A 22,002-nucleotide genomic window follows, 5' to 3' on the forward strand; every position below is an offset into this window, starting at 1 on the left:
GAGGTTAGGCGAGCTCGACCACCAGATGCCGGATGCCGGTGTGCCGGTTGCTGCGGGTCCACTCCACGGGTTTGACCAGGCGCGCCGACGAGAACCGGGTCAGCAATTCCTCGAACAGCACGCGAAGTTCCAGCCGGGCCAGGTTGGCACCCAGGCAGTAGTGAATGCCGTAGCCGAAACCCAAGTGCGGGTTTGGCTTACGCGTGATGTCAAAAACATCCGGCTGGTCGAAGACCAGCGAGTCCCGGTTCGCCGAGCCTTCCCAGACCTGTACCTTCTGCCCGGGCTCGATGTCGCAGCCGCCCAATGTCACGGCTCGGGTCGCGGTGCGGCGTTTCGACGGTGACGGCGAGGTCCAGCGCACCATCTCTTCGACCGCGGTGGACAGCTCTCCGAGATCCGCACGCAACAACGCCATCTGCGAAGGGTTTTCGATCAGGGCCAGTAGCCCACCCGCCACCGAGTTGCGGGTGGTCTCTGCCCCGGCGCTGAACAGCAGGGAAAAGAACAGATACAGCTCCAAGTCGGAAAGGCAGGCATCCGTTGCGTTGGCCACCACCGACAGCATGTCGTCGGTCGGCTCGGCACGTTTGGCGGCGATGAGTTCCTGCCCGTAGGTGTACATCCGTGAGCCGGCCTCCTCGGCCGACATCTGGGCCATGGCCGCCGAACGAGAACCACCGAAATCAAACTGCGGTTCGATCGCATGAAACAGCCAATGCCGTTCGGATTCAGGCACTCCCAGCAGAATGCAGATCATCTGCATGGGCAGCTCAGCGGCCACGTCGACCAGGAAGTCAAATGGCACACCTGGCTCAACGTCGTCGAGCAACCGGCGGGTTCGAGCCCGCAGATCGTCTTCGACGCGCCGGATCATCCGCGGGGTCAGTCCAGAGCTGACGAGTCGGCGGATCTCGGCGTGGCGCGGGTCGTCCATCATGTTGAGCACCTGCCCGGCGATCGACAGGTCCTGAAGCAGCGTGCCGCCGTAGGGCCGGGTGCCACCGGTCACCGAGGAGTAGGTGTCCGCATCGCGCAGCACCGCAAGGGTTTCGGCGTGGGTGGCCACCGACCAGAAGCCTTCGCCGTCCGGCGTGTGCTCGGTGGGCTCGTGCCAGTACACCGGTGCGTCACGGCGGTGTGCGGCGAACAACTCGTGCGGGAATCCGGCAGCGAAGTTGTCGAGGTCGGTGAGGTCGGCCGCCAAACTCACAAGATGGCACCCGAGGTGTACTTGGCGGCTTCCGGGTAGCGGCTGACCAGGTCGTCGACGGCGGCGACAACACCGTCGACCTGGGCGCCTGCCGCTCCGGTGAAGGCCTGTTTGTCGGCGAGCGCGGCCTCCAAAGCGGCCCGGTCCAGCGGCAGCCGTGGATCGGCGGCCAGCCGGTCCAGCAGATCGGGCTCACGCCCCTGCTCGCGCATCGCCAAGGCGACGGCGACGGCGTGTTCCTTGATCACCTCGTGCGCGGTTTCGCGGCCCACACCCGCACGCACCGCGGCGATCAAAATTCGCGTGGTGGCCAGGAACGGGAGGTACCGATCCAACTCTCGCTGGATCACCGCCGGGTAGGCACCGAACTCGTCGAGCACGGTCAGGAAGGTCTCGGTCTGCCCGTCGATGGCGAAGAAACCGTCGGGCAACGCGACGCGGCGCACCACCGAGCAGAAAACGTCGCCCTCGTTCCACTGCGCACCGGACAGTTCGGCGGCCATCGAGGCGTAGCCGCGCAGTACCACCTGCAGGCCGTTGACCCGCTCGCAGGACCGGGTGTTCATCTTGTGCGGCATGGCCGACGAGCCGACCTGGCCGGGCGCGAAGCCCTCGGTGACCAGCTCATGGCCGGCCATCAGCCGGATCGTGTGTGCCAGCGAGGACGGGCCTGCCCCCACCTGCACCAGCGCGGAGAGTACGTCGTGGTCCAGCGAGCGCGGGTATACCTGCCCGACGCTGGTGAAAACCTCAGTGAAGCCGAGGAACTGGGCGACACGCCGTTCCAGCTCGGCGAGTTTCTCGGTGTCGCCGTCGAACAGGTCGAGCATGTCCTGGGCGGTGCCCATGGGGCCCTTGATGCCGCGCAGCGGGTAGCGGTCGATCAGCTCACGCAGCCGGGTCAGCGCCAGCAGCGTCTCCTCGGCGGCCGAGGCGAACCGCTTGCCCAGCGTGGTCGCCTGCGCGGCCACGTTGTGCGACCGGCCGGCCATCACCACGTCGCGGTAGACCACGGAGCGTTCGGCCAGCCGCGCGACGACGGCCACGCCGTGGGCGAAAACCAACTCTAGGGAGTTGCGGATCTGCAGTTGCTCGACGTTCTCGGTGAGGTCACGGCTGGTCATGCCCTTGTGCACGTGTTCGTGCCCGGCCAGCGCGTTGAACTCCTCGATGCGGGCCTTGACGTCGTGGCGGGTGACACGCTCACGGGCGGCGATCGAGACGAGGTCGACGTTCTCCAGAACACGCTCGTAGTCGTCGATCACGCCGTCGGGCACCGAGACGCCCAGCTCGGACTGCGCACGCAGGACAGCGAGCCACAGTCGGCGTTCGGCGACGATCTTGGCCTCCGGTGACCAGATCGCGACCATTTCGTCGCTGGCGTAGCGGTTGGCCAGAACATTCGGGATCGTCACGAACACACAGCTTACGGCCCCGGCACCCGGACCAATGAGACAGTGGACGGATGTACTTCGTCGGACTCGACCTCGCATGGGGCGAGAAGAACCAGACGGGTGTGGCGGTCATCGACGCCGGTGGGCGGGTTCTTCACGTCGGTGTGGCCCAGGACGACGACGACATCGCGGCGGCCATCGAGCCCTACGTCAGCGGCGATTGCCTGGTCGCCATCGACGCTCCGCTGATCGTCAAGAACCCGACGGGCCACCGCCCGTGCGAGCGGGATCTCAACCGCGACTTCCAGCGGTTCGACGCCGGAGCACGCCCGGCATTCACCGAACGACCGGAGTTCAAGCATCCGCGTGCCGCGCGTCTCGCCGCCTCGCTGGGCCTCGACATGGATCCGTCGTCGTCGTCGAACCGGCGCGCGATCGAGGTTTATCCGCACCCGGCGAGCGTCGCGCTGTTCGGGCTCGACAAGACCTTGAAGTACAAGCGGGGCGCGTTCGGCGACCGGCAGCGCGAACTGCTGAGGTTGATGACGTTCATCGACGAACTCGACGGGGCGACGCCTCGATTGCGCGCCAACCGGAACGTCAGCTGGGTGGAACTGCGTAAGCGGATCGAGGCTGCCACCCGGCCGGGTCAGCTCGACCGTGACGAGGATCCGGTGGATGCGCTGCTGTGCGCGTACATCGCGCTGTACTGGTATCACCGGCCCGAGGACGTCACGATCTACGGCGACTTCGCCTCGGGTTACATCGTCACCCCGTCCCTGCCTTCCGATCGGCGCCCTGGGCCGCGGCCCGCACCGGGCCGCGGGGCAGCCCCGTCCAAGGCAGTGGCCGAATATGCTGCCCGGCGCCCGGATCTGGTGGCGGCCACCGAGCAGTACCTCAAGCTGGTCACCGGACTGCTCGATGAGGCGGGCATCAACTATCTGAGCATCGCGGCACGGACCAAGAGCGTCGATTCGTTCGCGATGAAGGCCAACCGGCGCGCGCCCGACGGGACGCCGATGTACAGCGATCCGCTGGTGGAGATCACCGACCAGGTCGGGCTGCGCGTCATCACCTACCTGCGCGAGGACGTCGACGCGGTGGCCAACCTGCTGGCCGAGGAGATGCGGCTGCTCGACGACCAGGACATGGGTCTGCAGACCGCCCGTCAGGGCCGCTGGGGGTATGCGAGTCGGCATCTGCTGTTCGGGGTCGAAGGCGAACAGTATCCGGCGTCCATCCAGGTACGTACCGTGCTCCAGCACGCGTGGGCCGAGTTCGAGCATGACGTGCGGTACAAGGGGTCGATACCGGCCGAGCACGTCAGCGAACTGGATCGCCGGTTCACGCTGGCCGCCGGTCTGTTGGAGCTCGCCGACCGTGAATTCACCGAGATCCGGGAACGGCTGCGGCAGACCATGACCGACGAGGAGGATGACGTGCCCCCTGGGTTCTTGAGGGACGCGCGCATTCCGACCCCGGTACTGGCCACCTATCTGGGCAACCGCTTCCCCGACGCCGGCTGGTCACGCACGGACCACTACAGCTGGATCTCGGGGCTACTGCTCGAGCTCGGCATCACCTCGCTGGAAGCGCTCACGGGCGTGCTGGACTCGGTGGACACCGACGAGATCAACCGGCTGATGGACTACCGGTTCCCGCCAGGCGCGGTGCGTCGCCTCGACGATGCCCTCCTGGCCGTGTTCGACGACCGCTACATCGGTCTGGACGGCAATGCGCACCGGATCCCGTTGCTGCAGAACCGGATTGAGAAGTTACTCGCCGAACCCTAGGGCGCGTCGGCGAGATGGGTCGGGTCGGTAATACCGGGCCCGGTGATACCGAGTTGCTTGTTGATCAGCTTGGTGATCAGGAACAACACCACGCCGGTGGCGACCAATGCGAGTGCCAGCACATACTGCACGGCCGGCCGTCCCGACGTCGGCAGCACCAGATACATCGAGGCGATGAAGCCGATGACGGGCAGCACCGTCGGAGTCTTGAAGTGCCCGCCTTCTTTTCGCACGTCGCGGCGCAGTACCAGCACCGCGATGTTGACCACAGAGAAGACCGCGAGCAGCAGCAGTGAAGTGGTACCGCCGAGAATCGCGACCGTGTCGCCGCTCGCGAACGCCGATACGTAGAAGATCAGCCCGAACGCGATCACGGTGGTGAAAATGATTGCCACCCAAGGTGTGTGCCGCTTCGGGTGCACGACGCCGAGCACTGGGGGCAACACGTGCTGGCGGGCCATGCCGTAGATCAGACGACTGGCCATCAGCATGTTGATCAATGCGGTGTTCGATACCGCGAACATCGAGATGACAGGGAGAATGTTCGAGAAAGGAAGCCCGGGTGCGGCTGCCTCCATCACCTTGACCAGCGGTGAGGAGTCAGACTCGGCAAGTGCCCCGACCGGCACGAGCGCCACCGCGATGATGGCGACGACGACGTAGACCAGGCCCGCGATTCCCAGGCCGGTCAGCAGAACCTTCGGGAAGATCCGCACCGGATCCTTGGTCTCCTCGGCCATATTGACCGAATCCTCGAACCCGACCATCGCGAAGAAGGCCAGCGACGTCGCCGCGGTGACCGCGATGAAGGCGTTCTTCTCTCCGGAGGTGTCGAATGCGACGACGCGGGAGAAGTCGACATCCACCCCGCTGATGATGGCCCACACCCCCACCGCGACAACGAGTACCAGACCGGTGATCTCGATGAATGTCAGGATCACGTTCAGTTTGACGCTTTCGCTGACGCCGCGCAGGTTCACCGCGGCGATCAAGGCCATGAACAACAGCGCAAGGAGGATGACGCCGACGACTTTCAGTTGAGCGACGTGATCGGTGAAGAACTGCCCGAAGTTGATCTCTATCGCGTCGAAGAAGCTGATCGCGAAGAACCGCGAAGCCGTTGAGGCCGAGGTGATTCCGGAGCACATCACGATGAACGCCACCAGGAAGGTGACGAAGTGTATGCCAAAAGCCTTGTGCGCGTATAGGGCTGCGCCGGCGGCCTGTGGATATTTGGTGACCAGTTCCAGATAGCTGAAGGCGGTGATGGTGGCGATCAGGAACGCGGCCAGGAACGGCAGCCACGCGGCGCCGCCCACCTCCTTGGCGACCTGCCCGGTCAACGCGTAGACACCCGTGCCGAGGATGTCGCCGACGACGAACAGTAGTAAGAGTCCGGGCCCCATCACCCGCTTGAGCTGTGGCGCCTCCGCGGTTGCAGGTTGCGACATTCCCCCTCCTTCAGCCGGTCAGCCGCGTACCTGCCCGCTCGTCGACGGGCGCCAGCACGTCGATGACGTCGATCAGCGTGGCGCGAGCACTGGCCCTGGGCCCCTCGCCTTCGTCGACCAACGATGCCACAACCGCGCCATCTACGGCGCACACCAGAGCGGTGACCAGCTCGGCCCGCACGGAGCGTCCCGAGCGCTCCACCACCTCCACCACAGCGTCGGTGCGCTGTTGCAGGATGCGGCGCTGAATATCGCGCAGGCCCGGCTGCCGCGCACACGCGATGTAGCGCTCGTACCGCGAGATCAGTTCTTCGATTCCGCGACGCTCCGGCGATCCTCCGAGCAACAAGTCGACGAGGACGTCAGCGGTCGATTCGGCACCGCGGCGCCGTCGCGAGAGGGCGGCCACACCGGCGCTGAGATGTTCGGCTTCTCGGGTTCCGATGTACTCGACCGCCTTCGCGATGAGGTCGTCGAGTGAGGAGAAGTAGTACGTCGTCGACGCCAGCGGGAGGCCGGCACGACGGGCCACAGCGCGGTGCCGAACGGCGTCGAATCCGCCTTCGCAGAGCAATTCAGCGGCCGCCCTGACGAGGGCGTACCGCCGACGCTCCCCTTTAGGGGTGACCGCTGCCGTCACCTTCCACATGCTGCCAGCCGGGCCCCTCCAGCATCGGGGTTTCGGCCAATCATCAGGCTCTACTCAGGTTTTTCCGCCGTCTCGGCGCCGGGCCGAGAATGCCACCGACCGATGCGATTCTCGGGCGATGGCAAGATGGCCCGCATGCCGAAGTTGACCCGTCGCGCGGTCCTGCGCCTCGGCGTCGGTGCGGCCGCCGGCGCCGCCGGTGCCCTATCCCTCGCCGCCGCGCCCGTCGCACCCGCCAGCCCCGGGGCCGCGCCCACTTTCACCACCGGGTCGTTCGTGTCGGCCGCGCGAGGTGGGACGAACACCAACTGGGCGATCGCCCGCCCGCCGGGACAAACCGGCAAACTCCGTCCGGTGATCGCGCTGCACGGCAAAGGACAGGATGCCGCCGGCGTGATGGCCGGCGGCGTGGAACAGGGTCTGGCCGAGGCGGTGGCGGCCGGGCTGCCGCCGTTCGCCGTGGTGGCCGTCGACGGCGGCGGAAGCTATTGGCACAAACGCGCATCTGGCGAGGACTCGGGCGCGATGGTGCTCGACGAGTTGATCCCGATGCTCGGCGATCAGGGCCTGGACACCTCGAGGGTCGGGTTCCTGGGCTGGTCGATGGGCGGCTACGGCGCGCTGCTGCTGGGTTCGCGGCTCGGGCCGGCCCGCACCGCGGCGATCTGCGCAGTCAGCCCGGCATTGTGGACGTCATCGGGGGCCGCCGCGCCCGGGGCCTTCGACAGCGCATCGGACTACGCGGCCAACAGTGTCTGGGGCCAGCCCGCCCTCGGGTCGATCCCGATCCGGATCGATTGCGGCAACAGTGATCCGTTCTATGCGGCCACCAAGCAGTTCATCGCCGAGCTGCCCAACCCGCCTGCCGGCGGCTTCTCCCCCGGCGGCCATGACGGAAGCTTCTGGAGTTCGCAGCTGCCCGCCGAGATCGCCTGGATGGCCCCGCTGCTCGTCGCCTAGGCGCCTTGGATGCTGATGCGCCCCTCGGCGGCAGCCAGCCCGATGTCGCTGCGGAAGTGGCTGCCCGGCAACCGGATCGACTTGGTAAGCGCGTAGGCCGCCTCGCGTGCGGCAGGCAGGTCCGCTCCGGTGCCGACCACCGAGAGCACCCGGCCGCCGGAGGACACCACCTCACCGTCCTCACGGCGCGCGGTGCCGGCATGCAGCACCCCGTCGGCTTCGGATCCGTGGATGACGTCGCCGACGCGCGGCCGGCCGGGATAGTTCTCCGCGGCCACCACGACTGTGACGGCGTAACCATCGCGCCACTGCAGGTCGCCGTACGAGGCGAGCTCGCCGGTGGCCGCGGCGTTGAGGAGCTGCCCGAGTGGCGAATCAAGCAGGGCCAGAACCGATTGCGTCTCCGGATCGCCGAAGCGGCAGTTGAACTCGACCACCGCCGGACCGTTCGAGGTGATGGCCAGGCCGGCGTAGAGCAGACCCGAGAACGAGCTGCCGCGTGCAACCAGTTCTGCGGCAACGGGTTTGACGATCTCATCGACGATCTGCGATTTCACCGAATCCGGCAGCCAGGGCAACGGCGCATAGGCACCCATGCCCCCGGTGTTCGGCCCGGTGTCCCCGTCGCCGACGCGCTTGAAGTCCTGGGCGGGCAGCAGTGGCACCACGGTGGCGCCGTCGACCACACAGAACAGTGACACCTCGGGCCCGTCCAGGAACGACTCCAGCAGCACCGGGTGCCCGGAGTCCAGCAGGCTGGCGGCATGCGCACGGGCCGCGTCGCGATCAGCGCTGACCACCACACCCTTACCGGCGGCCAGGCCGTCGTCCTTGACCACCCAGGCCGCCTGGCCGGCCGGCGGACCGAAGCGGTCCAGCGCGGCGTCCAGACGAGCCGGGTTGTCGACGATCTCACTGGTCGCGGTGCGGACCCCGGCCGCGGCCATGACGTCCTTCGCGAATGCCTTCGAGCCCTCGATGCGGGCGGCGTCCTTGCCGGCGCCGAAGCATGCGATGCCCGCTGCCCGTACGGCGTCGGCCACGCCGAGCACCAGAGGCACCTCGGGACCGATCACCACCAGGTCGCTTTCCAGCCGCTTGGCCAGCTTCACCACGGCCTCGCCGGAGGTGATGTCGACGTCGTATTGGTCGGCAATGGACTGGGTGCCGGCGTTACCCGGCGCCACCGCCAACTCCTCCACCTGCGGGTCGCGGCGCAGGGCCAGCAGCAGGGCGTGTTCACGGGCACCGGAACCGATAACGAGGACGCGCACGGTCGTAGCGTAACCGGAGACCTGCGGGCATACACTTGACCCCACGGTGTATGGTCGAATCATCGAATGTGCTCGCCGTCACACGAGGAGATGATCCGGCTTGACCACCATGAGCGCCTGCCCGTTCGGCGCGGGGTACGACTTCACCGATCCCGACGTCCTGCTCCGCGGGATTCCCGTCAACGAGTTCGCCCAACTGCGCAAGACCGCGCCGGTGTGGTGGAACGAGCAGGACGAGTCGATCTTCAATGACGGCGGTTACTGGGTGATCACCCGCCACGAGGACATCAAGGCCATCTCCCGCGACGGCGGCACAGTGTGGTCGACCAACGCCAAGGGGGCCGTCATGCGCCTCCCCGAAGGGGTCACCTCAGAACAACTCGACCTCACCAAGGCCCTGCTGATCAACCACGACGCGCCAGAGCACACCCGACTACGCAAGCTGGTGTCACGACTGTTCACCCCTCGTTCGGTGGCCGCGCTGGAGGAGAAGCTCGCGGTGGCGGCCCGCGAGATCGTGGCCGCGGCGGCCACGAAGGGCAGCGGCAACTTTGTTGACGACGTCGCGATGAGCCTGCCGCTGCTGGCCATCGCCGATCTGATCGGTGTCCCCGAGGCAGACCGCGAGAAGCTCTTCCACTGGACCAACGCCATCATGAACACCGACGATCCGGACTTCGACGCCGATCCGACGATGGCCAACGCGGAGCTCATGGGCTACGCCTACAACATGGCCGAACAGCGCCGGAAGTGTCCGGCCGACGACATCGTGACGCGGTTGGTGCAGGCTGACGTCGATGGTGACTCGCTCGGCGAGGTGGAGTTCGCGTTCTTCGTGATCCTGCTGGCCGTGGCCGGCAACGAGACCACCCGCAACGCCATGACGCACGGCATGAACGCTTTCCTCGAAAACCCGGACCAGTGGGAGCTTTTCAAGCGCGAGCGCCCGGACACCGCGGTCGACGAGATCATCCGCTGGGCCACCCCGGTGCACTGCTTCCAGCGCACCGCGCTGGCCGACACCCAGATCGGCGATGTCACCGTGAAAGCCGGGCAGCGTGTCGGCCTGTTCTACAGCTCGGCCAACTATGACGAAGAAGTCTTCGACAAGCCCTTCGACTTCAACATCCTGCGCAACCCCAATCCGCACCTGGCCTTCGGCGGCAACGGCGCGCACTTCTGCATCGGCGCCAACCTGGCACGGATGGAGATCAAACTGATGTTCAACGAGATCGCCGATCAGATCCCCGACATCACCAAACTGGGTGAGCCGCAACGCCTCCGGTCCGGGTGGATCAACGGGGTCAAGGATCTGCCGGTCTCCTACCACGGTTGATCGGCTATCTGGCCGGCCCATTGTTCTAGGATTCGCCCATGCGAACGCACGGGTGGTCCGGCTCGACGCCGGCCAGCGACGAGGAGGCGATTGCTCGCATCCTCATCGCTGCGGGCAACGCCATCGATGAGCGCGGCGCCGACTTCTCCATCGCCGACGTGGCCCGCACCCTCGGCGTCACCCGCCAGACGGTGTACCGCTACTTCCCCAGCACCGACGCCCTACTGGTGGCATCCGCGGTGCATGCCGCCAGCGACTTCCTGGACCGGCTGGCCACCCATATCAACGGCGTGACCGATCCGGTGGAGGCCGTCACCGAGTGCATTGCCACCTCCTTGGAATGGCTGCCCAAGGACAAACACATCGGTCTGCTCGTGGCTCCCGGACGTCCGAACGCCCACACCGAGTCGGTGACCTCGGACGTGGCGGTCGATTTTGCCCGCACGATGTTGCGCAGGCTGGACGTCGACTGGGCTGCCGTCGGGTACACCGACCCTGAGCTCGACGAGCTCGCCGAGCACGTGCTGCGGATCATCCAGTCCTTCGTCGTCGACCCGGGCCGGCCCCCGCGCACCGGAGCAGCCCTGCGCAGCTACCTGATGCGCTGGGTCGGTTCGGCGGTGGCGAGCGGGCATGTGGCATCCGATGCACAACGTCAGCGGCTTCGCCCCCTCCAAAAATGATGCGACTACCGACGAAACGTCCGTCCTTGCTCGGACTTGCCGCAGTCGCGTTGTTCATGGCGGTTGCCTGCGCGTCACATGACGACCCAGTCGGCCGCACCCTCGGCTCCCGCGACGAGAATTCGACCAGGCCCGAATTCATCAGGCAAGCAAGCGAATTCGGCGGCATCGTGATACCGCCTGGCGCCGAGGTGCTGCAAGCCCGCGTCGACGGTGCGATGGACACCAGATATCAAATCGTGCTGAAGATGCCATCCTCCGACCTGCCCACGCTTCTGACGGGGTCGGATTTCACCAAGCCACTCACCCGGGTCTATCCCCCGTTCGAGCCGATCATCGCGGGCCCGGACCTCGCGAGTTCTCCGTCGGTGGTCAGTGCGCAGGATCGCTATCGAAACGCTGAGGGCAAGTCGGTGTACCGCACGGTCATCGTCGACGAGCGCGAGCCCAACGTTCGCTTCGTCCACCTCAACATGAACACCACCTAGCACCCCAGGGTTGTCAGCGTCGTTCGAAATGCTGGTAGTCCACGGGGTCATGCCAATGGCCACCCCAACGCCAGCCACGCCGGGCGAAGGCCCGCACCACTACGTCGCCGTCGCGGATCATCCCCTGATCGGTGCGGGTGCGGTCCAGATGCGCCCGCGCCGTGATCGGCTGCAAGTCACCGGAAGCCGAGATGTAGGGGTTGACCAGCGGGTTGATGTCGACCGCACGCCCGAAGGCGTGGAATGACCACGATCCACTCGGCAACGGCCGGCAATTGAACGCCGAGGTGTTGTTGTCCTGCATCGACAGCTCATCGGCAGCGCCGGGATAGTTGCCCACGGTGCGCATCTTCTCGATCGGGAATCGCGTCGAGTACAGGTCCCCGAAGATCTCGATCACCTCGCCGACCACGTCACGGTGCACGACCAACTCACCGCGATGAGAACGCCCGTCGAAACCGATGTACGACAGGGTGATTCGGCGGAGATCGGCAGGAGGCACCGGGCAACCCGGCCGCCAAGTCGCGCCCAGCGCCGCTGCGTCCACCGGCTGAACCCGCGCGGGTTGCTCCGGCTCCGCGCTGGGCTGCGGATTCTGCGGCGAGGCGGAGATGCTTTCCGGTGCCTGTACCCACGCACCCCCGGCACACGCCGTCGTGCACCCGGTGAACAGGACCACGACCAGGGCACATACGCGGAAGGCTGCGATGCCCACCCTGCGACTCTAGATCGCGAAACTGGCAGGCCTCCCGCGCGCACCGAGGGCGAGAAATTGATGACCGGGCGCCCCTTTGCCCGGATTTAGACTTGAGCTCGGTCAGCCCCGAGGCTGCGGAGCAATCAGCAGGAGGGATTGAACTTGGCCGGCCCGTCAGCAGTACGCGTTGCACTTTGCATGTTGTTGCTGTGTTTCTCGCTGACCAGCTGCGACCTGGTCAGACAGGCACTGCGGCCGTCTATGGATGTCGATTACAACGACCACAAGCTGAATGACGGCCTGCAACTGCTGCTGCACCAGAACACGTCAGCCCGGCTCAGCGACTTCACCAGCTGGGAGTGGGACGAGGTACATCTGTTCCACGAATGGACCGGTCGTGAGTTCATCGAGGAAACCGTCGGCGCGCCGGTGATCAAGAATGATTTCTACGATTCCAAAGCCAGCCTGCTGATATTCGAGAACCACGGTAAGCCCGTCAAAGCAGCCGGAGTGAGTGCCGATTACCTGCGCGGTGACAACCACCGAGTGACGTTCCCGGCCGACGTGGTAGTCACCCCTGGGGGCGGTGGCTACCTGATGCTGACTGCACCTGCTACATAAAGTGAGCACGTAGTCGAAGCGAGGAGGCGAACGCAATGGGTGCGATGGATGCGTTCTACTCGACCTGGTCGCAAGCCCGGGAAACATTCGGTGCCGGCACGCCACGGGACGGCTCCCAGTTCGGCGACGGCAGTCACCTTCGCGAGATGCAATCCAAGATCGAGTCCGCAGCGCCCGACGAACGATGGCAGGGTACGGCCTCGCAGGCCTACGCGGCAAGGAACGCCGAACATGCCGCCGTCTACGGCAAGCTCGCGGATCTCGACCAGCGGATGGCCGCCGAAGTCAATCGGGCCGCGACAGCCGTCACCGTTGGCCGCCAGAATCTCGAGCAAACCCAGAGTTGGGTGTCGAGCATGGAGGCGTCGATCCCGCCCGGCAAGTCCGCCGAGACCATGCGGATGATCCTCGCCAGCAAGGGGATCGGCCAGATCAGCGATGTCATCCAACAGTCCAACGATCAAATGAGCGCGATCGGTGAACGTGTGCGTGGCATCGGCCGCGAATACGCGGCGATCAGCGAGGAGGGCAAGGACAAGGCCGAACCCGAAGCAACGCAACTCAGCGACGACGAGAAGAAGCCGAACTCGTTGCCCGAGACGACATTCGATATCAGCGACATCAAACAGTTGCCTCCGTATGATCCGAATGATCCGAAAACGTTCGGCCCACCCGGATACCGTGAGCTCGTACCGAATTCAGGCACCTGGGTGCCGGATCCCAAGAGCCCGTTGTACCGGCCCACGCCCGTTCAGGCGCCACTGGACTACAACGACATCGTGTACAAACCACCGTATGTTGCCGGTGACCCGAGCACGTACGGTCCGTCCGGATACACCGAGCTCGTACCTGGCTCAGGCACTTGGGTGCCGACCCCGGGCGGCCCGATGTGGCCGAAGGACCCTCCGGAGGCACCAGTCGATCTCACCAAGATCGATTACCGACCGCCGTACGTCTCCGGCGACCCAAGCACGTACGGCAAGTTCGGATACACCGAACTGGTGCCCAACGGGGGCGCCTGGATACCCGACCCGCGCGTGGGCCCAGCCAGGTAGACGCACTTTACTACCTTCTGATCGCAGTCACCGCCTTGGTCAGCAGGTCCGGGAGCAAAGGATCCGGTTGGAAGTCCGGAGCCATGCGGGCCACCACCTCGACGTAGGTGCGGCCGTCCAAGATTGCGACGTAGTGATATTCGACGCCGGCGTCATAGATGACTTTCAGACCGTAGGTGGTCGCACGATCGACAGTCGGTGCGCTGAGCCGCTCGACCGTCCCATCGGGAACCGCACCCTCCACCTCAAATGTCATCCGGTCGCAATCTGTCGGCGGGAGGGGGACCGGGACCGAGACCGGAGTAGTCACGCCAACACCGAGCAATGGCGGCTGCGGACCGCCTGCGCCGATGCCTGCCTTGTCGGCATCGCCATCGGCGGTGACCGGTTGAAGCAGGGATCGACATGCCGGTGGGTCGACGTTGAACGGTTTGCCGGAGGAGACGATATCGCCAACCAGGTAGGCCCACTTGGATCCCACCTTGGTCGGCGCTGCCGGTTCCGGCGTGAGACCGGGCGGAAAGTCATCCTTCAAGTCGGCCAGCCGTGCCAGGTCGACCGGAGGCGGTGAGGCATCGGGGGACGCGGCCGGTGAACCAGACGTCAAGGTCTCCGAGGTCGAGCAGCCGGCCAGTGATCCGGCGAGGAGCACCAACGCCGCCACCACTCCGTGACCACACGCTTTCAGCATTGCCCCAGCCTAAGCCCGCAGCCCGGCACCGAGATGCGGGATTTCAGGTCTGGGGATCACACCACGGTCAGCGGCAACGACTTCCGCGGCTCGAACACGAACGACGCACCCCCGCTGAACTTCGTTACCGCGACCTCATCGAATTCCTTTGCCGCGGTTTCGGTTTCGATCACCCGGGCCGTCCATTCCGCGTCCGACCCGATAACCTCTACAGAGAGACGGGGGTTGACGGCAGCGACGACGGCCTCCAACGGTCGGGTCTCGGCAGGTCCGGTCAGCGCCACCCAGGAACCGTCCTCGTGCGCCGGTGAGCGCCGGACCGTCACCGTGTCGGGACCGAACTCCGCATCAACGTATGCCGAAGGATTCAACAGCGGATGCAATTCGAGGACCCGCGTCGCCCCCTCGATACCGCCCGGCAGCTCGAGCACCCGGTGGATGCGCTCGGCACCCAGCCCGGCCACACCGATGAGCTGCTTGGTGCAGATCTCGGTGGCCAACGCGGTGTTGGTCCCGGCCCGCTTCCCCACCGCCAGAATGAACGACAGGTTGAGCAAGTGCATCTGCAGGCACACCTCGTCGGCAATGCGGACCAGCGCCGAGTGCGAGAACGTCGCGAAGTCGAAGTCCGACAGCAGCGGCCCCGAGTAGTCGGATGCCCCCTCATCAGACGGGTCAATGGGATCCAAAACCGTTTGGGCGGCCCGGGTCTTACCGATCACCTCGAGAGCGGGGATGTCATCGACCTCGGGATAGGACTCGTCGATGATCACCGTCCAGGCGCAGTGCGGCTGCCGGTCGCTCGGAGTCCGGGGCGGCCGATGGATGGGACGCACCTGGCATTTGCGGTTGGTGGCCAGGGCCGTGGCGTCGAAGGTCGGATCTTCGATGTCGTGGCACATCCCGCGCACGTAATCCTCGCCCATGGGCTCGACGTCGAGCAGTGCACCGCAGTGATCGAGGTGGAACTCGCCGTGCCAGCGGTCATGGACGGTGTAGCGGAAATCCATGAACTGCGGCGGGGCGCCGATATCGAGCTGCAGGCCCTTGAAGATGGTGATGACGTCGACGCCCTCGTACTTGAGCGCCTTCTGCATCCGCCGGGTGTAGATCGGGCTGGACGCGGCCCACTCCTCGATCGCGATCTGCAACATCTCGGGACGGCCGAAATTGCTGATGCACCAAGCCATCCCGGAGCGGTCGATCATCTGCCCCATGAGCAGCAGCTCGGGCACCAGCTTGACCAGCTCGTCGCGGGTCAGCGAGGCGTACCTACTTGTCATCGAGCTCGCTCCCGGTATTCATCTTGACCGCGGCGTTGACGTTCGCCTTCCGGTCCTCGGCCAGTCCCTTCTCGGCGGCCTTGCGGCGCTTGGCCACCACCTTGGACACCGTGCCGTTGAGGCCGGAACCGAGTGGGAAGCCGAGGTACTGGGTGAGGAAGATGGCGATGTCCTTGAGTTCTTCCTCGGTGAACTCGCCGTTGAGCAGCGCGGCGTTGACCTGAATCTCCGCGAGGTCCTGCGAGCCGACGGCGGTCACCGCGGTCAACGTCATCAGCCGCTTCTCGCGCATCGACAACCCTGGCTTGCTCCAGATGGTGCCGAAGAGGTGGTCGACGGTGAGGTCGAAGTACGGATCACCCTCGATGTTCGGCATCTCCCAGCCGTAGACCTCGTTCATCTTGGCCAGGCCCTTGGCGCGCAACTCGTCCATGGAAAGTTCTCCTAATCGTTCTCGTGCGGAACGCCGAGGCCCTCAGCGAGCCGTTGCAAGGCCACCTGAGCCAACGGAAGGTCCACTCCCACAACATCGCCCAGGCCGATGGCCAGGCTCAGATCCTTCTCCCCCAGCCCACGAGTGTGGGTGAAGGCGTCGTAGAGCCAGTGGCCGGGAGTCAGCTCGGTCATGTCCTCGCGCACGATGATCGCGCCCGGGCCACTGGTCAGCGCATCGGTGTGCCGCACCACGCGACCCAGCGCACCCAGGTCCAGCCCGGCGGCCTCGGCCAGCTTCATCGCCTCGCACGCGGCGGCGTAAGAGGTGAAGGTCAGCATGTTGCGCGCCAGCTTCATGCGGGTGCCGGCACCGGGCTCGCCGGCGTGGATCACCATGGAGCCGAACTGCTTGAGCGCCGGCTTGATCCGCTCGTAGACGGGCCGCTCGGCGCCGACCATGATGGCCAGCTCACCCTTCTCGGCAGCCGCGCCGCCACCGCTGACCGGGGCGTCGACGATGTGGATCCCCTGCGGCTTGTACTGCTCGGCGAGCTCGGCCGCGGTGGTGTCGCTGATCGTCGAATGGATGACGATCACGGTGTCCGGCTTGATCTTTGGCGCCAGGTCGGCGATCACCGAACGCACCTGCTCGTCGTTGAGCACCGTGATGCTGATGATGTCAGCTTGGGCGACATCGGCGACGTCGTCCGCCAGGGTCGCGCCGAGCTCCTCGAACGGCGCCATGGATTCGGCCCGCACGTCGTACACGATGAACCCGCCCGGCCATTCGGCCAGCCGCTTGGCCATCGGGGCGCCCATGTTGCCCAGGCCGATGTACCCGTACTTGAGGCTCATGACCGGATGATCTGTCCGCCGTCGACATTGAAGATCTGGCCGGTGATCCACTTGGCCTGATCGCTCAACAGGAACAAGCACATGCCGACCAGGTCTTCCGGCTGCCCCATGCGCGACAACGGGATTCCCTTGACGATGTCGTCCACCATCTCCTTGGGCGTGGTGGTCCGATTGGCTTCGGTGTCGATCGGGCCGGGCGCGATGGCGTTGATGCGGATGTTCTGCCCGCCGAGCTCACGCGACAGCTGCTGGGTCAGGCCGTTGATGCCGACCTTGGCCAGGCCGTAGTAGTTGGCGTACAGCCACGCCGCCGTGGAGGACTGGTTGACGATCGCGCCGCCACCACGCTTGGCCATCTTGCGGTATACCGCGCGGGTGCACACCAGCGCGCCATCGAGGTTCACGCTCATGAACTTCTTGTAGTAGTCCCAGTCGACGGTGAGCAGGAAGTCCAGCTTCATGCCGCCGAAGATCGCGGCGTTGTTCACCAGGTAGTCGATGCCACCGAACTCCGAAAGCGTCTGGGCCGCCATGTCCTTGGCCGAGTCGATGTCGGAGACGTCGACCCGCACCGCCAGGGCGTTGCCGCCCTCACCCTTGATGCCGTCGGCGACCTTCGTCGCACCTTCGGTGTTGATGTCGGCCACCACGACCGCGGCACCCTCGCGCGCCAGCGCCTCGGCGTAGGCCTGGCCGATCCCGCCACCGGCACCGGTGACGATGGCCACCTTGTTGTCGAACTGTCCCATGTTCATTCCTTTCCCGCCGAATGGCCAGTTAGTGCACGGCCTTCACGAGAAGGCGTGTCATAACTGGCCACTGGGCACCGTCCTAGTTCGCGAGGGTCGCGACGCACTTGATTTCGGTGTATTCCTCGAAGCCGGCCACACCCATCTCGCGGCCGATTCCGGACTGCTTGTAGCCGCCGAACGGGGCATCGGCCGAGTACCAGATGCCGCCGTTGACGTTGACGGTGCCGACCCGCATCCGGGCGGCCACGGCCTGGGCGCGGGCATCGTCGCCGGAGAACACCGTGCCCGACAGGCCGTACGGCGAATCGTTGGCGATGCGTACCGCGTCGTCGTCGCCGTCGTGGGCGATCACGGTCAGCACCGGACCGAAAATCTCCTCACGGGAGACCCGCGCGTTGTTGTCCAGGCCGGCGATCACGGTCGGCTCGATGAAGAAGCCGGTGTCCAGATCGGCGGGACGTCCACCGCCACAGGCGAACCGGCCGCCTTCCTGCAGCGCCAGGTCCAAGTAGGACTGCACCCGGTCGCGCTGGCGGGCCGAGATCAGCGGACCGCACACGGTGCGCTTGCTGTTGGGGTCGCCCGGCTTGATCCCGCCGAGGGTGGCCGCGGCGGCCTCGACGGCCTCGTCGTAACGGGCCCGTGGGACCACCAGCCGGGTGGTGATCGCACACCCCTGACCGGCGTGCATGGCCACCGTGAAGGCTGCCATCGAGCAGGCCCCGGCCAGGTCGGCGTCATCGAGCACCAGGAATGCCGACTTGCCACCCAACTCGAGGAACACTTTCTTGAGGGTGAGCGCCGCATCCGTCATCACGGCGCGGCCGGTCGCGGTGGACCCGGTGAACGAAACCATGTCCACCCGAGGATCTTTGGACAGCAGGGCGCCTACCGCGTGATCGTTGGAAGTGACGATGTTGATCACGCCGGCCGGGAAGTCGGTCTGCTCGGCGATGATCTGGCCGATGGCCGCGGCCGCCCATGGCGTGTCCGGGGCCGGCTTGAGGATCAGGGTGTTGCCCGCGGCTAGGGCCGGGCCGACCTTGGCCAGGTTGATCTGGTGCGGGAAGTTCCACGGGGTGATGGCGCCGACGACGCCGATGGCCTCACGGGCGATCTTGCGGTTGGTCGGGATGCCCTGCGGGGTGGCGTAGCCGAGATCGGTTGTCCACTCGTAGTTCTCTGCGGTGTCGGCCGAAAATGCCAGATCATCGATCGGGCCTTCCAGCTGGGCCCCGGCGGTGAGCATGCGTGGGGCGCCCACCTCGGCGATCGTCAGTTCCCGCAGATCCTCGATGTTTTCGCGCAACGCATCACGTAGCTGACGCAAGCAACGCACCCGCAGCGCGGTGTTCGTCGACCAGTCGGTGTCGTCGAATGCGCGACGGGCCGCTTCGATGGCATTGCCCATGTCCTCGGCGTTCGCGTCGGCGGCGACGCCCAGCACCTCCTCGGTGGCGGGGTTGACGGTCTCGAATACTCCGCCGCCCCCGGCGACGAGTTTGCCGTCGATCAACAGTTGACTCTGGCGATCGGCCAGTACCGGCATCGGGAACTCCACTTCAGAAGATTCTGGACAACTGTCCGGCTGTCTCGTCTCGAACGATAGCCGCAGACAATGTCGAGCCGCAAGGGCGGGCCCTCGCCCACGTCATACAACACCAAAATACCCAGTTCACTGCCGTCTTTAGCGATCCATACTTGCCCAACTACGACATCGTCGGATAACTTGGACATGTGTCCAGCGATGCGGTGTCCGCAGTCACAGAACCAGCTCCGGAGCCAGACCGGCAGGCCCCGCGCAACCGCAGGCAGGAGGAGACCTTCCGCAAGGTCCTGACCGCCGGAACCGAGATGTTGCGCGAATCGTCGTATGCCGATCTGACGGTGCGTGCGGTCGCCGCACGCGCCGGGGTCGCACCGGCCACGGCCTACACATACTTCTCGTCGAAGAACCACCTGATCGCCGAGATGTACCTGGACCTGGTCAGTCGTTGCCCGTATTTCACCGACGTCAACGACTCCATGACCACCCGCGTCGACAAGGCGTTGCGGGCGCTGACCCTGGTTGTCGCCGACGAGCCCGAGGTGGCGGCCGCCTGCACCACGGCCCTGCTCGGCGGCGGCACCGATCCGGCGGTGCGCAAGGTGCGTGACCGCATCGGCGCCGAGATCCACAAACGCATCCGCTCGGCCGTCGGCCCGGACGCCGATCCCCGCATCGTGTCCGCCTTGGAGATGACGTTCTTCGGCGCGCTGGTCAATGCCGGCAGCGGCGCATTCACCTACCACCAGATCGCCGATCGGCTGACCTACGTTGTCGGCCTCGTCTTGGGAGAAGACAAAGACCAATGAGCTTGAAGCAAGTCGGGGTGATCCTCGACCCCTACGACTACGACTTTCACGAAGATCCGTACCCGTACTACCGCCGGCTGCGCGACGAGGCCCCGCTGTACCGCAACGACGATCTCAAGTTCTGGGCCCTGTCGCGGCACAAGGACGTGGTGGCCGGGTTCCGCAACAGCGTCACGCTGTCCAACAAGCACGGCGTGTCCCTCGACCCGATCTCCCGTAACGACGAGGCACATCGGGTGATGTCGTTCCTGGCCCTCGACGATCCCGGCCACCTCCGGCTGCGCACCCTGGTATCCAAAGGCTTCACTCCTCGGCGTATCCGCGAACTGGAGGGCCGGGTCACCGAGATCGCCCACCAGCACCTCGATACGGCACTGCAGAGCACCACTTTCGACTACGTCGACGATTTCGCCGGCAAGCTGCCCATGGATGTCATCTCCGAACTGATGGGCGTGCCGGAAGAAGACCGGGTTCGCATCCGAGCGCTGGCCGACGGTGTCATGCACCGCGAAGACGGCGTCGCCGATGTGCCCGAATCCGCCATCGCGGCCTCGGGTGAACTGCTGGTCTACTACGCCGACATGGTGAAGCAGCGCCGCAAAAACCGCACCGACGATCTGACGTCGGCGCTGGTGGAGGCCGAGATCGACGGAGACCGGCTCACCGACGACGAGATCATGGCCTTCCTGTTCCTGATGGTGGTGGCGGGTAACGAGACGACCACCAAACTCCTTGCCAACGCCGCATATTGGGGCTACAAGAATCCCGCTCAGCTGGCGCCGGTGTTCGACAACCACGACTTGGTGGTGCCCTGGGTCGAGGAGACGCTGCGCTATGACGCCTCCAGCCAGATCCTGGCCCGGCTGGTCACCGAAGACCAGACGTACTACGACACCACGGTGCCCGCCGGCGACGTGCTGGTGTTGCTGATCGGCTCGGCGAACCGCGACGAACGCGTCTTCGAGAATCCCGACGAGTATCGGATCGATCGCGAGATCGGCCCGAAATTAGTGAGTTTCGGCAGTGGTGCCCACTTCTGCCTCGGCGCGCACCTGGCGCGCATGGAGGCCCGGGTGGCACTGACCGAGTTGTTCAAGCGAATTCGCGGATACGAGGTAGACGAGGCCAATGCCGTCCGCGTTCACTCAAGTTCCGTCCGCGGATTCGCGCACCTTCCAATGACCGTAAAGGCGCGTTAAATGGCTCGTTTCGAACCCCATCCCGACCGTCGACCGGCAATCGTCGCCGGCGCGTCGTCCGGCATCGGTGCCGCCACGGCAACCGAGCTGGCCGCACACGGCTTCCCGGTTGCCCTCGGCGCACGCCGCGTCGAGAAGTGCCAGGAGCTCGTCGACCAGATCACGGCCGCGGGCGGCGAGGCGATCGCTTTGCCGCTCGACGTCACCGACGCGGAGTCGGTCAAGTCGTTCGTCCACGGCGCCACCGAGGCGCTCGGCGACATCGAGCTGCTCGTGGCCGGCGCGGGTGACACCTTCTTCGGCCAGCTCCACGAGATCAGCACCGACGAATTCGAGAATCAAGTTCAGATTCACCTCATTGGCGCCAATCGCCTTGCCACCGCAGTGCTTCCGGGCATGGTCGAGCGCCGCCGCGGTGACATCATCTTCGTCGGCTCTGATGTGTCCCTGCGGCCGCGGCCGTACATGGGCGGCTACGGCGCCGCCAAGGCCGGCCTGCTGGGCATGGCCAAGACCTTGCAGATGGAACTGGAGGGCACCGGTGTGCGCGCCTCCGTCGTCCACCCCGGGCCCACCAAGACCGCCATGGGCTGGAGCGCGCCGATGGACAAGGTAGGCGAGATGCTGGAGGACTGGGCCAAGTGGGGTCAGGCCCGGCACGACTACTTCCTGCGCGCGGCCGATCTCGCGCGGGCCATCACCTTCGTCGCGGAGACCCCCCGTGGCGGCTTCATCGCCGAACTGGAGATTCAGCCCGAGGCGCCGTTGTCCGACGTCAAGGATCGCCAGAAGCTGAGAGTGGAAGGCTGAGTAGA

At 65.8% G+C, this 22,002-nt stretch carries 22 protein-coding genes; 10 read left to right on the forward strand and 12 right to left on the reverse strand.

The features are described 5' to 3' along the window. Nucleotides 1-4: 4 nt before the first annotated feature. Together E0T84_RS10355 and purB are read right to left on the reverse strand one after the other, a co-directional pair. A complete protein-coding gene (locus E0T84_RS10355) occupies nucleotides 5-1,213 on the reverse strand; it encodes a cytochrome P450 (RefSeq protein ID WP_171054975.1) in 1,209 nt (402 codons plus the stop codon). Continuing rightward, a complete protein-coding gene (gene purB / locus E0T84_RS10360; RefSeq protein ID WP_138744408.1) occupies nucleotides 1,210-2,628 on the reverse strand; it encodes an adenylosuccinate lyase in 1,419 nt (472 codons plus the stop codon). Before purB ends, E0T84_RS10355 begins: the two co-directional genes overlap by 4 nt. 50 nt (nucleotides 2,629-2,678) lie before the next feature. On the opposite strand from purB, the gene relZ reads away from it, so the two are divergent. Further along, entirely contained in the window at nucleotides 2,679-4,403 is a 1,725-nt protein-coding gene (relZ, locus tag E0T84_RS10365) for a bifunctional ribonuclease/(p)ppGpp synthase (RefSeq protein WP_138744409.1), read from the forward strand. On the opposite strand, the gene E0T84_RS10370 is transcribed toward relZ, so the two are convergent. Together E0T84_RS10370 and E0T84_RS10375 are read right to left on the reverse strand one after the other, a co-directional pair. Beyond that, on the reverse strand, nucleotides 4,400-5,854 hold the full coding sequence (locus E0T84_RS10370) for an APC family permease (RefSeq protein ID WP_070946230.1): 1,455 nt from the start codon (nucleotides 5,852-5,854) through the stop codon (nucleotides 4,400-4,402). The two genes, relZ and E0T84_RS10370, sit on opposite strands and share 4 nt — an antisense overlap. Before the next feature lie 10 nt (nucleotides 5,855-5,864). Beyond that, complete coding sequence (locus E0T84_RS10375) at nucleotides 5,865-6,503, reverse strand: TetR/AcrR family transcriptional regulator (protein ID WP_070946229.1); 639 nt, start codon at nucleotides 6,501-6,503, stop codon at nucleotides 5,865-5,867. Between the two features lie 126 nt (nucleotides 6,504-6,629). On the opposite strand from E0T84_RS10375, the gene E0T84_RS10380 reads away from it, so the two are divergent. Beyond that, nucleotides 6,630-7,463 carry an alpha/beta hydrolase family protein gene (locus E0T84_RS10380; protein WP_138744465.1) on the forward strand — a complete coding sequence of 278 codons (834 nt, stop codon included), beginning with the start codon at nucleotides 6,630-6,632 and terminating at the stop codon, nucleotides 7,461-7,463. Here E0T84_RS10380 and purD read toward each other — a convergent pair. Continuing rightward, nucleotides 7,460-8,737, reverse strand: coding sequence for a phosphoribosylamine--glycine ligase (gene purD / locus E0T84_RS10385; protein WP_070946228.1), 1,278 nt, complete (start codon nucleotides 8,735-8,737; stop codon nucleotides 7,460-7,462). The genes E0T84_RS10380 and purD overlap by 4 nt on opposite strands. Nucleotides 8,738-8,846: 109 nt before the next feature. Here purD and E0T84_RS10390 point away from each other — a divergent pair, with 109 nt between their 5' ends. The 3 genes from E0T84_RS10390 to E0T84_RS10400 are packed head-to-tail and all read left to right on the forward strand — an operon-like array spanning nucleotide 8,847 to nucleotide 11,244. Further along, a complete protein-coding gene (locus E0T84_RS10390) occupies nucleotides 8,847-10,073 on the forward strand; it encodes a cytochrome P450 (RefSeq protein WP_171054980.1) in 1,227 nt (408 codons plus the stop codon). Nucleotides 10,074-10,111: 38 nt separating this feature from the next. Continuing rightward, on the forward strand, nucleotides 10,112-10,756 hold the full coding sequence (locus tag E0T84_RS10395; protein WP_138744411.1) for a TetR/AcrR family transcriptional regulator: 645 nt from the start codon (nucleotides 10,112-10,114) through the stop codon (nucleotides 10,754-10,756). Continuing rightward, on the forward strand, nucleotides 10,753-11,244 hold the full coding sequence (locus E0T84_RS10400; protein WP_249383609.1) for a hypothetical protein: 492 nt from the start codon (nucleotides 10,753-10,755) through the stop codon (nucleotides 11,242-11,244). Before E0T84_RS10395 ends, E0T84_RS10400 begins: the two co-directional genes overlap by 4 nt. Before the next feature lie 13 nt (nucleotides 11,245-11,257). Here the strand turns inward: E0T84_RS10400 and E0T84_RS10405 are convergent, their stop codons facing one another. Further along, nucleotides 11,258-11,959: a M15 family metallopeptidase gene (locus E0T84_RS10405; protein WP_138744412.1), complete on the reverse strand. Its 702-nt coding sequence runs from the start codon at nucleotides 11,957-11,959 to the stop codon at nucleotides 11,258-11,260. A gap of 144 nt (nucleotides 11,960-12,103) precedes the next feature. On the opposite strand from E0T84_RS10405, the gene E0T84_RS10410 reads away from it, so the two are divergent. Further along, nucleotides 12,104-12,562 (forward strand): hypothetical protein, encoded by a 459-nt coding sequence (locus E0T84_RS10410; RefSeq protein ID WP_239252268.1) that lies wholly within the window; start codon nucleotides 12,104-12,106, stop codon nucleotides 12,560-12,562. A gap of 35 nt (nucleotides 12,563-12,597) precedes the next feature. Beyond that, on the forward strand, nucleotides 12,598-13,617 hold the full coding sequence (locus tag E0T84_RS32260; protein ID WP_249383610.1) for an EspA/EspE family type VII secretion system effector: 1,020 nt from the start codon (nucleotides 12,598-12,600) through the stop codon (nucleotides 13,615-13,617). A 10-nt stretch (nucleotides 13,618-13,627) separates the two neighbouring features. On the opposite strand, the gene E0T84_RS10420 is transcribed toward E0T84_RS32260, so the two are convergent. The 6 genes from E0T84_RS10420 to E0T84_RS10445 all read right to left on the reverse strand — a co-directional run bounded on the left by E0T84_RS10420 (nucleotide 13,628) and on the right by E0T84_RS10445 (nucleotide 19,182). Continuing rightward, nucleotides 13,628-14,308 carry a DUF5642 family protein gene (locus tag E0T84_RS10420; protein ID WP_131823413.1) on the reverse strand — a complete coding sequence of 227 codons (681 nt, stop codon included), beginning with the start codon at nucleotides 14,306-14,308 and terminating at the stop codon, nucleotides 13,628-13,630. Between the two features lie 56 nt (nucleotides 14,309-14,364). After that, nucleotides 14,365-15,591: a hypothetical protein gene (locus E0T84_RS10425; RefSeq protein ID WP_138744413.1), complete on the reverse strand. Its 1,227-nt coding sequence runs from the start codon at nucleotides 15,589-15,591 to the stop codon at nucleotides 14,365-14,367. Continuing rightward, nucleotides 15,581-16,024, reverse strand: a complete 444-nt coding sequence (locus tag E0T84_RS10430) for a carboxymuconolactone decarboxylase family protein (protein WP_070185264.1) — start codon at nucleotides 16,022-16,024, stop codon at nucleotides 15,581-15,583. The genes E0T84_RS10425 and E0T84_RS10430 overlap by 11 nt, the downstream gene beginning before the upstream one ends. A gap of 11 nt (nucleotides 16,025-16,035) precedes the next feature. Continuing rightward, nucleotides 16,036-16,881 carry an NAD(P)-dependent oxidoreductase gene (locus tag E0T84_RS10435; protein ID WP_070185265.1) on the reverse strand — a complete coding sequence of 282 codons (846 nt, stop codon included), beginning with the start codon at nucleotides 16,879-16,881 and terminating at the stop codon, nucleotides 16,036-16,038. Then, complete coding sequence (locus E0T84_RS10440; RefSeq protein ID WP_070185297.1) at nucleotides 16,878-17,630, reverse strand: SDR family oxidoreductase; 753 nt, start codon at nucleotides 17,628-17,630, stop codon at nucleotides 16,878-16,880. The genes E0T84_RS10435 and E0T84_RS10440 overlap by 4 nt, the downstream gene beginning before the upstream one ends. Before the next feature lie 82 nt (nucleotides 17,631-17,712). Beyond that, complete coding sequence (locus E0T84_RS10445) at nucleotides 17,713-19,182, reverse strand: aldehyde dehydrogenase (protein ID WP_138744467.1); 1,470 nt, start codon at nucleotides 19,180-19,182, stop codon at nucleotides 17,713-17,715. Between the two features lie 188 nt (nucleotides 19,183-19,370). On the opposite strand from E0T84_RS10445, the gene E0T84_RS10450 reads away from it, so the two are divergent. Genes E0T84_RS10450 through E0T84_RS10460 form a run of 3 tightly spaced genes read left to right on the forward strand, consistent with a single transcriptional unit; the run spans nucleotide 19,371 to nucleotide 21,997 of the window. After that, nucleotides 19,371-19,988, forward strand: coding sequence for a TetR/AcrR family transcriptional regulator (locus E0T84_RS10450; protein WP_070185266.1), 618 nt, complete (start codon nucleotides 19,371-19,373; stop codon nucleotides 19,986-19,988). After that, nucleotides 19,985-21,187: a cytochrome P450 gene (locus tag E0T84_RS10455; protein ID WP_070185267.1), complete on the forward strand. Its 1,203-nt coding sequence runs from the start codon at nucleotides 19,985-19,987 to the stop codon at nucleotides 21,185-21,187. The genes E0T84_RS10450 and E0T84_RS10455 overlap by 4 nt, the downstream gene beginning before the upstream one ends. Further along, a complete protein-coding gene (locus E0T84_RS10460; RefSeq protein ID WP_070185268.1) occupies nucleotides 21,188-21,997 on the forward strand; it encodes an SDR family oxidoreductase in 810 nt (269 codons plus the stop codon). Nucleotides 21,998-22,002: the final 5 nt, after the last annotated feature.

It is taken from the genome of Mycobacterium sp. DBP42 (genome assembly GCF_005924235.1).
GTDB lineage: Bacteria > Actinomycetota > Actinomycetes > Mycobacteriales > Mycobacteriaceae > Mycobacterium > Mycobacterium syngnathidarum.

Excerpts from the sequence above, each read along its gene's own strand:
- E0T84_RS10400 (WP_249383609.1), top strand. The coding sequence starts at position 10,753 with ATGATGCGACTACCGACGAAACGTCCGTCCTTGCTCGGACTTGCCGCA.
- E0T84_RS32260 (WP_249383610.1), top strand. The coding sequence starts at position 12,598 with ATGGGTGCGATGGATGCGTTCTACTCGACCTGGTCGCAAGCCCGGGAA.
- E0T84_RS10435 (WP_070185265.1), bottom strand. The coding sequence starts at position 16,881 with ATGAGCCTCAAGTACGGGTACATCGGCCTGGGCAACATGGGCGCCCCG.
- relZ (WP_138744409.1), top strand. The coding sequence starts at position 2,679 with ATGTACTTCGTCGGACTCGACCTCGCATGGGGCGAGAAGAACCAGACG.
- E0T84_RS10460 (WP_070185268.1), top strand. The coding sequence starts at position 21,188 with ATGGCTCGTTTCGAACCCCATCCCGACCGTCGACCGGCAATCGTCGCC.
- E0T84_RS10455 (WP_070185267.1), top strand. The coding sequence starts at position 19,985 with ATGAGCTTGAAGCAAGTCGGGGTGATCCTCGACCCCTACGACTACGAC.
- E0T84_RS10430 (WP_070185264.1), bottom strand. The coding sequence starts at position 16,024 with ATGGACGAGTTGCGCGCCAAGGGCCTGGCCAAGATGAACGAGGTCTAC.
- E0T84_RS10420 (WP_131823413.1), bottom strand. The coding sequence starts at position 14,308 with ATGCTGAAAGCGTGTGGTCACGGAGTGGTGGCGGCGTTGGTGCTCCTC.
- E0T84_RS10390 (WP_171054980.1), top strand. The coding sequence starts at position 8,847 with ATGAGCGCCTGCCCGTTCGGCGCGGGGTACGACTTCACCGATCCCGAC.
- E0T84_RS10445 (WP_138744467.1), bottom strand. The coding sequence starts at position 19,182 with ATGCCGGTACTGGCCGATCGCCAGAGTCAACTGTTGATCGACGGCAAA.
- E0T84_RS10425 (WP_138744413.1), bottom strand. The coding sequence starts at position 15,591 with ATGACAAGTAGGTACGCCTCGCTGACCCGCGACGAGCTGGTCAAGCTG.
- E0T84_RS10395 (WP_138744411.1), top strand. The coding sequence starts at position 10,112 with ATGCGAACGCACGGGTGGTCCGGCTCGACGCCGGCCAGCGACGAGGAG.
- E0T84_RS10440 (WP_070185297.1), bottom strand. The coding sequence starts at position 17,630 with ATGGGACAGTTCGACAACAAGGTGGCCATCGTCACCGGTGCCGGTGGC.
- E0T84_RS10375 (WP_070946229.1), bottom strand. The coding sequence starts at position 6,503 with ATGTGGAAGGTGACGGCAGCGGTCACCCCTAAAGGGGAGCGTCGGCGG.
- E0T84_RS10380 (WP_138744465.1), top strand. The coding sequence starts at position 6,630 with ATGGCCCGCATGCCGAAGTTGACCCGTCGCGCGGTCCTGCGCCTCGGC.
- E0T84_RS10370 (WP_070946230.1), bottom strand. The coding sequence starts at position 5,854 with ATGTCGCAACCTGCAACCGCGGAGGCGCCACAGCTCAAGCGGGTGATG.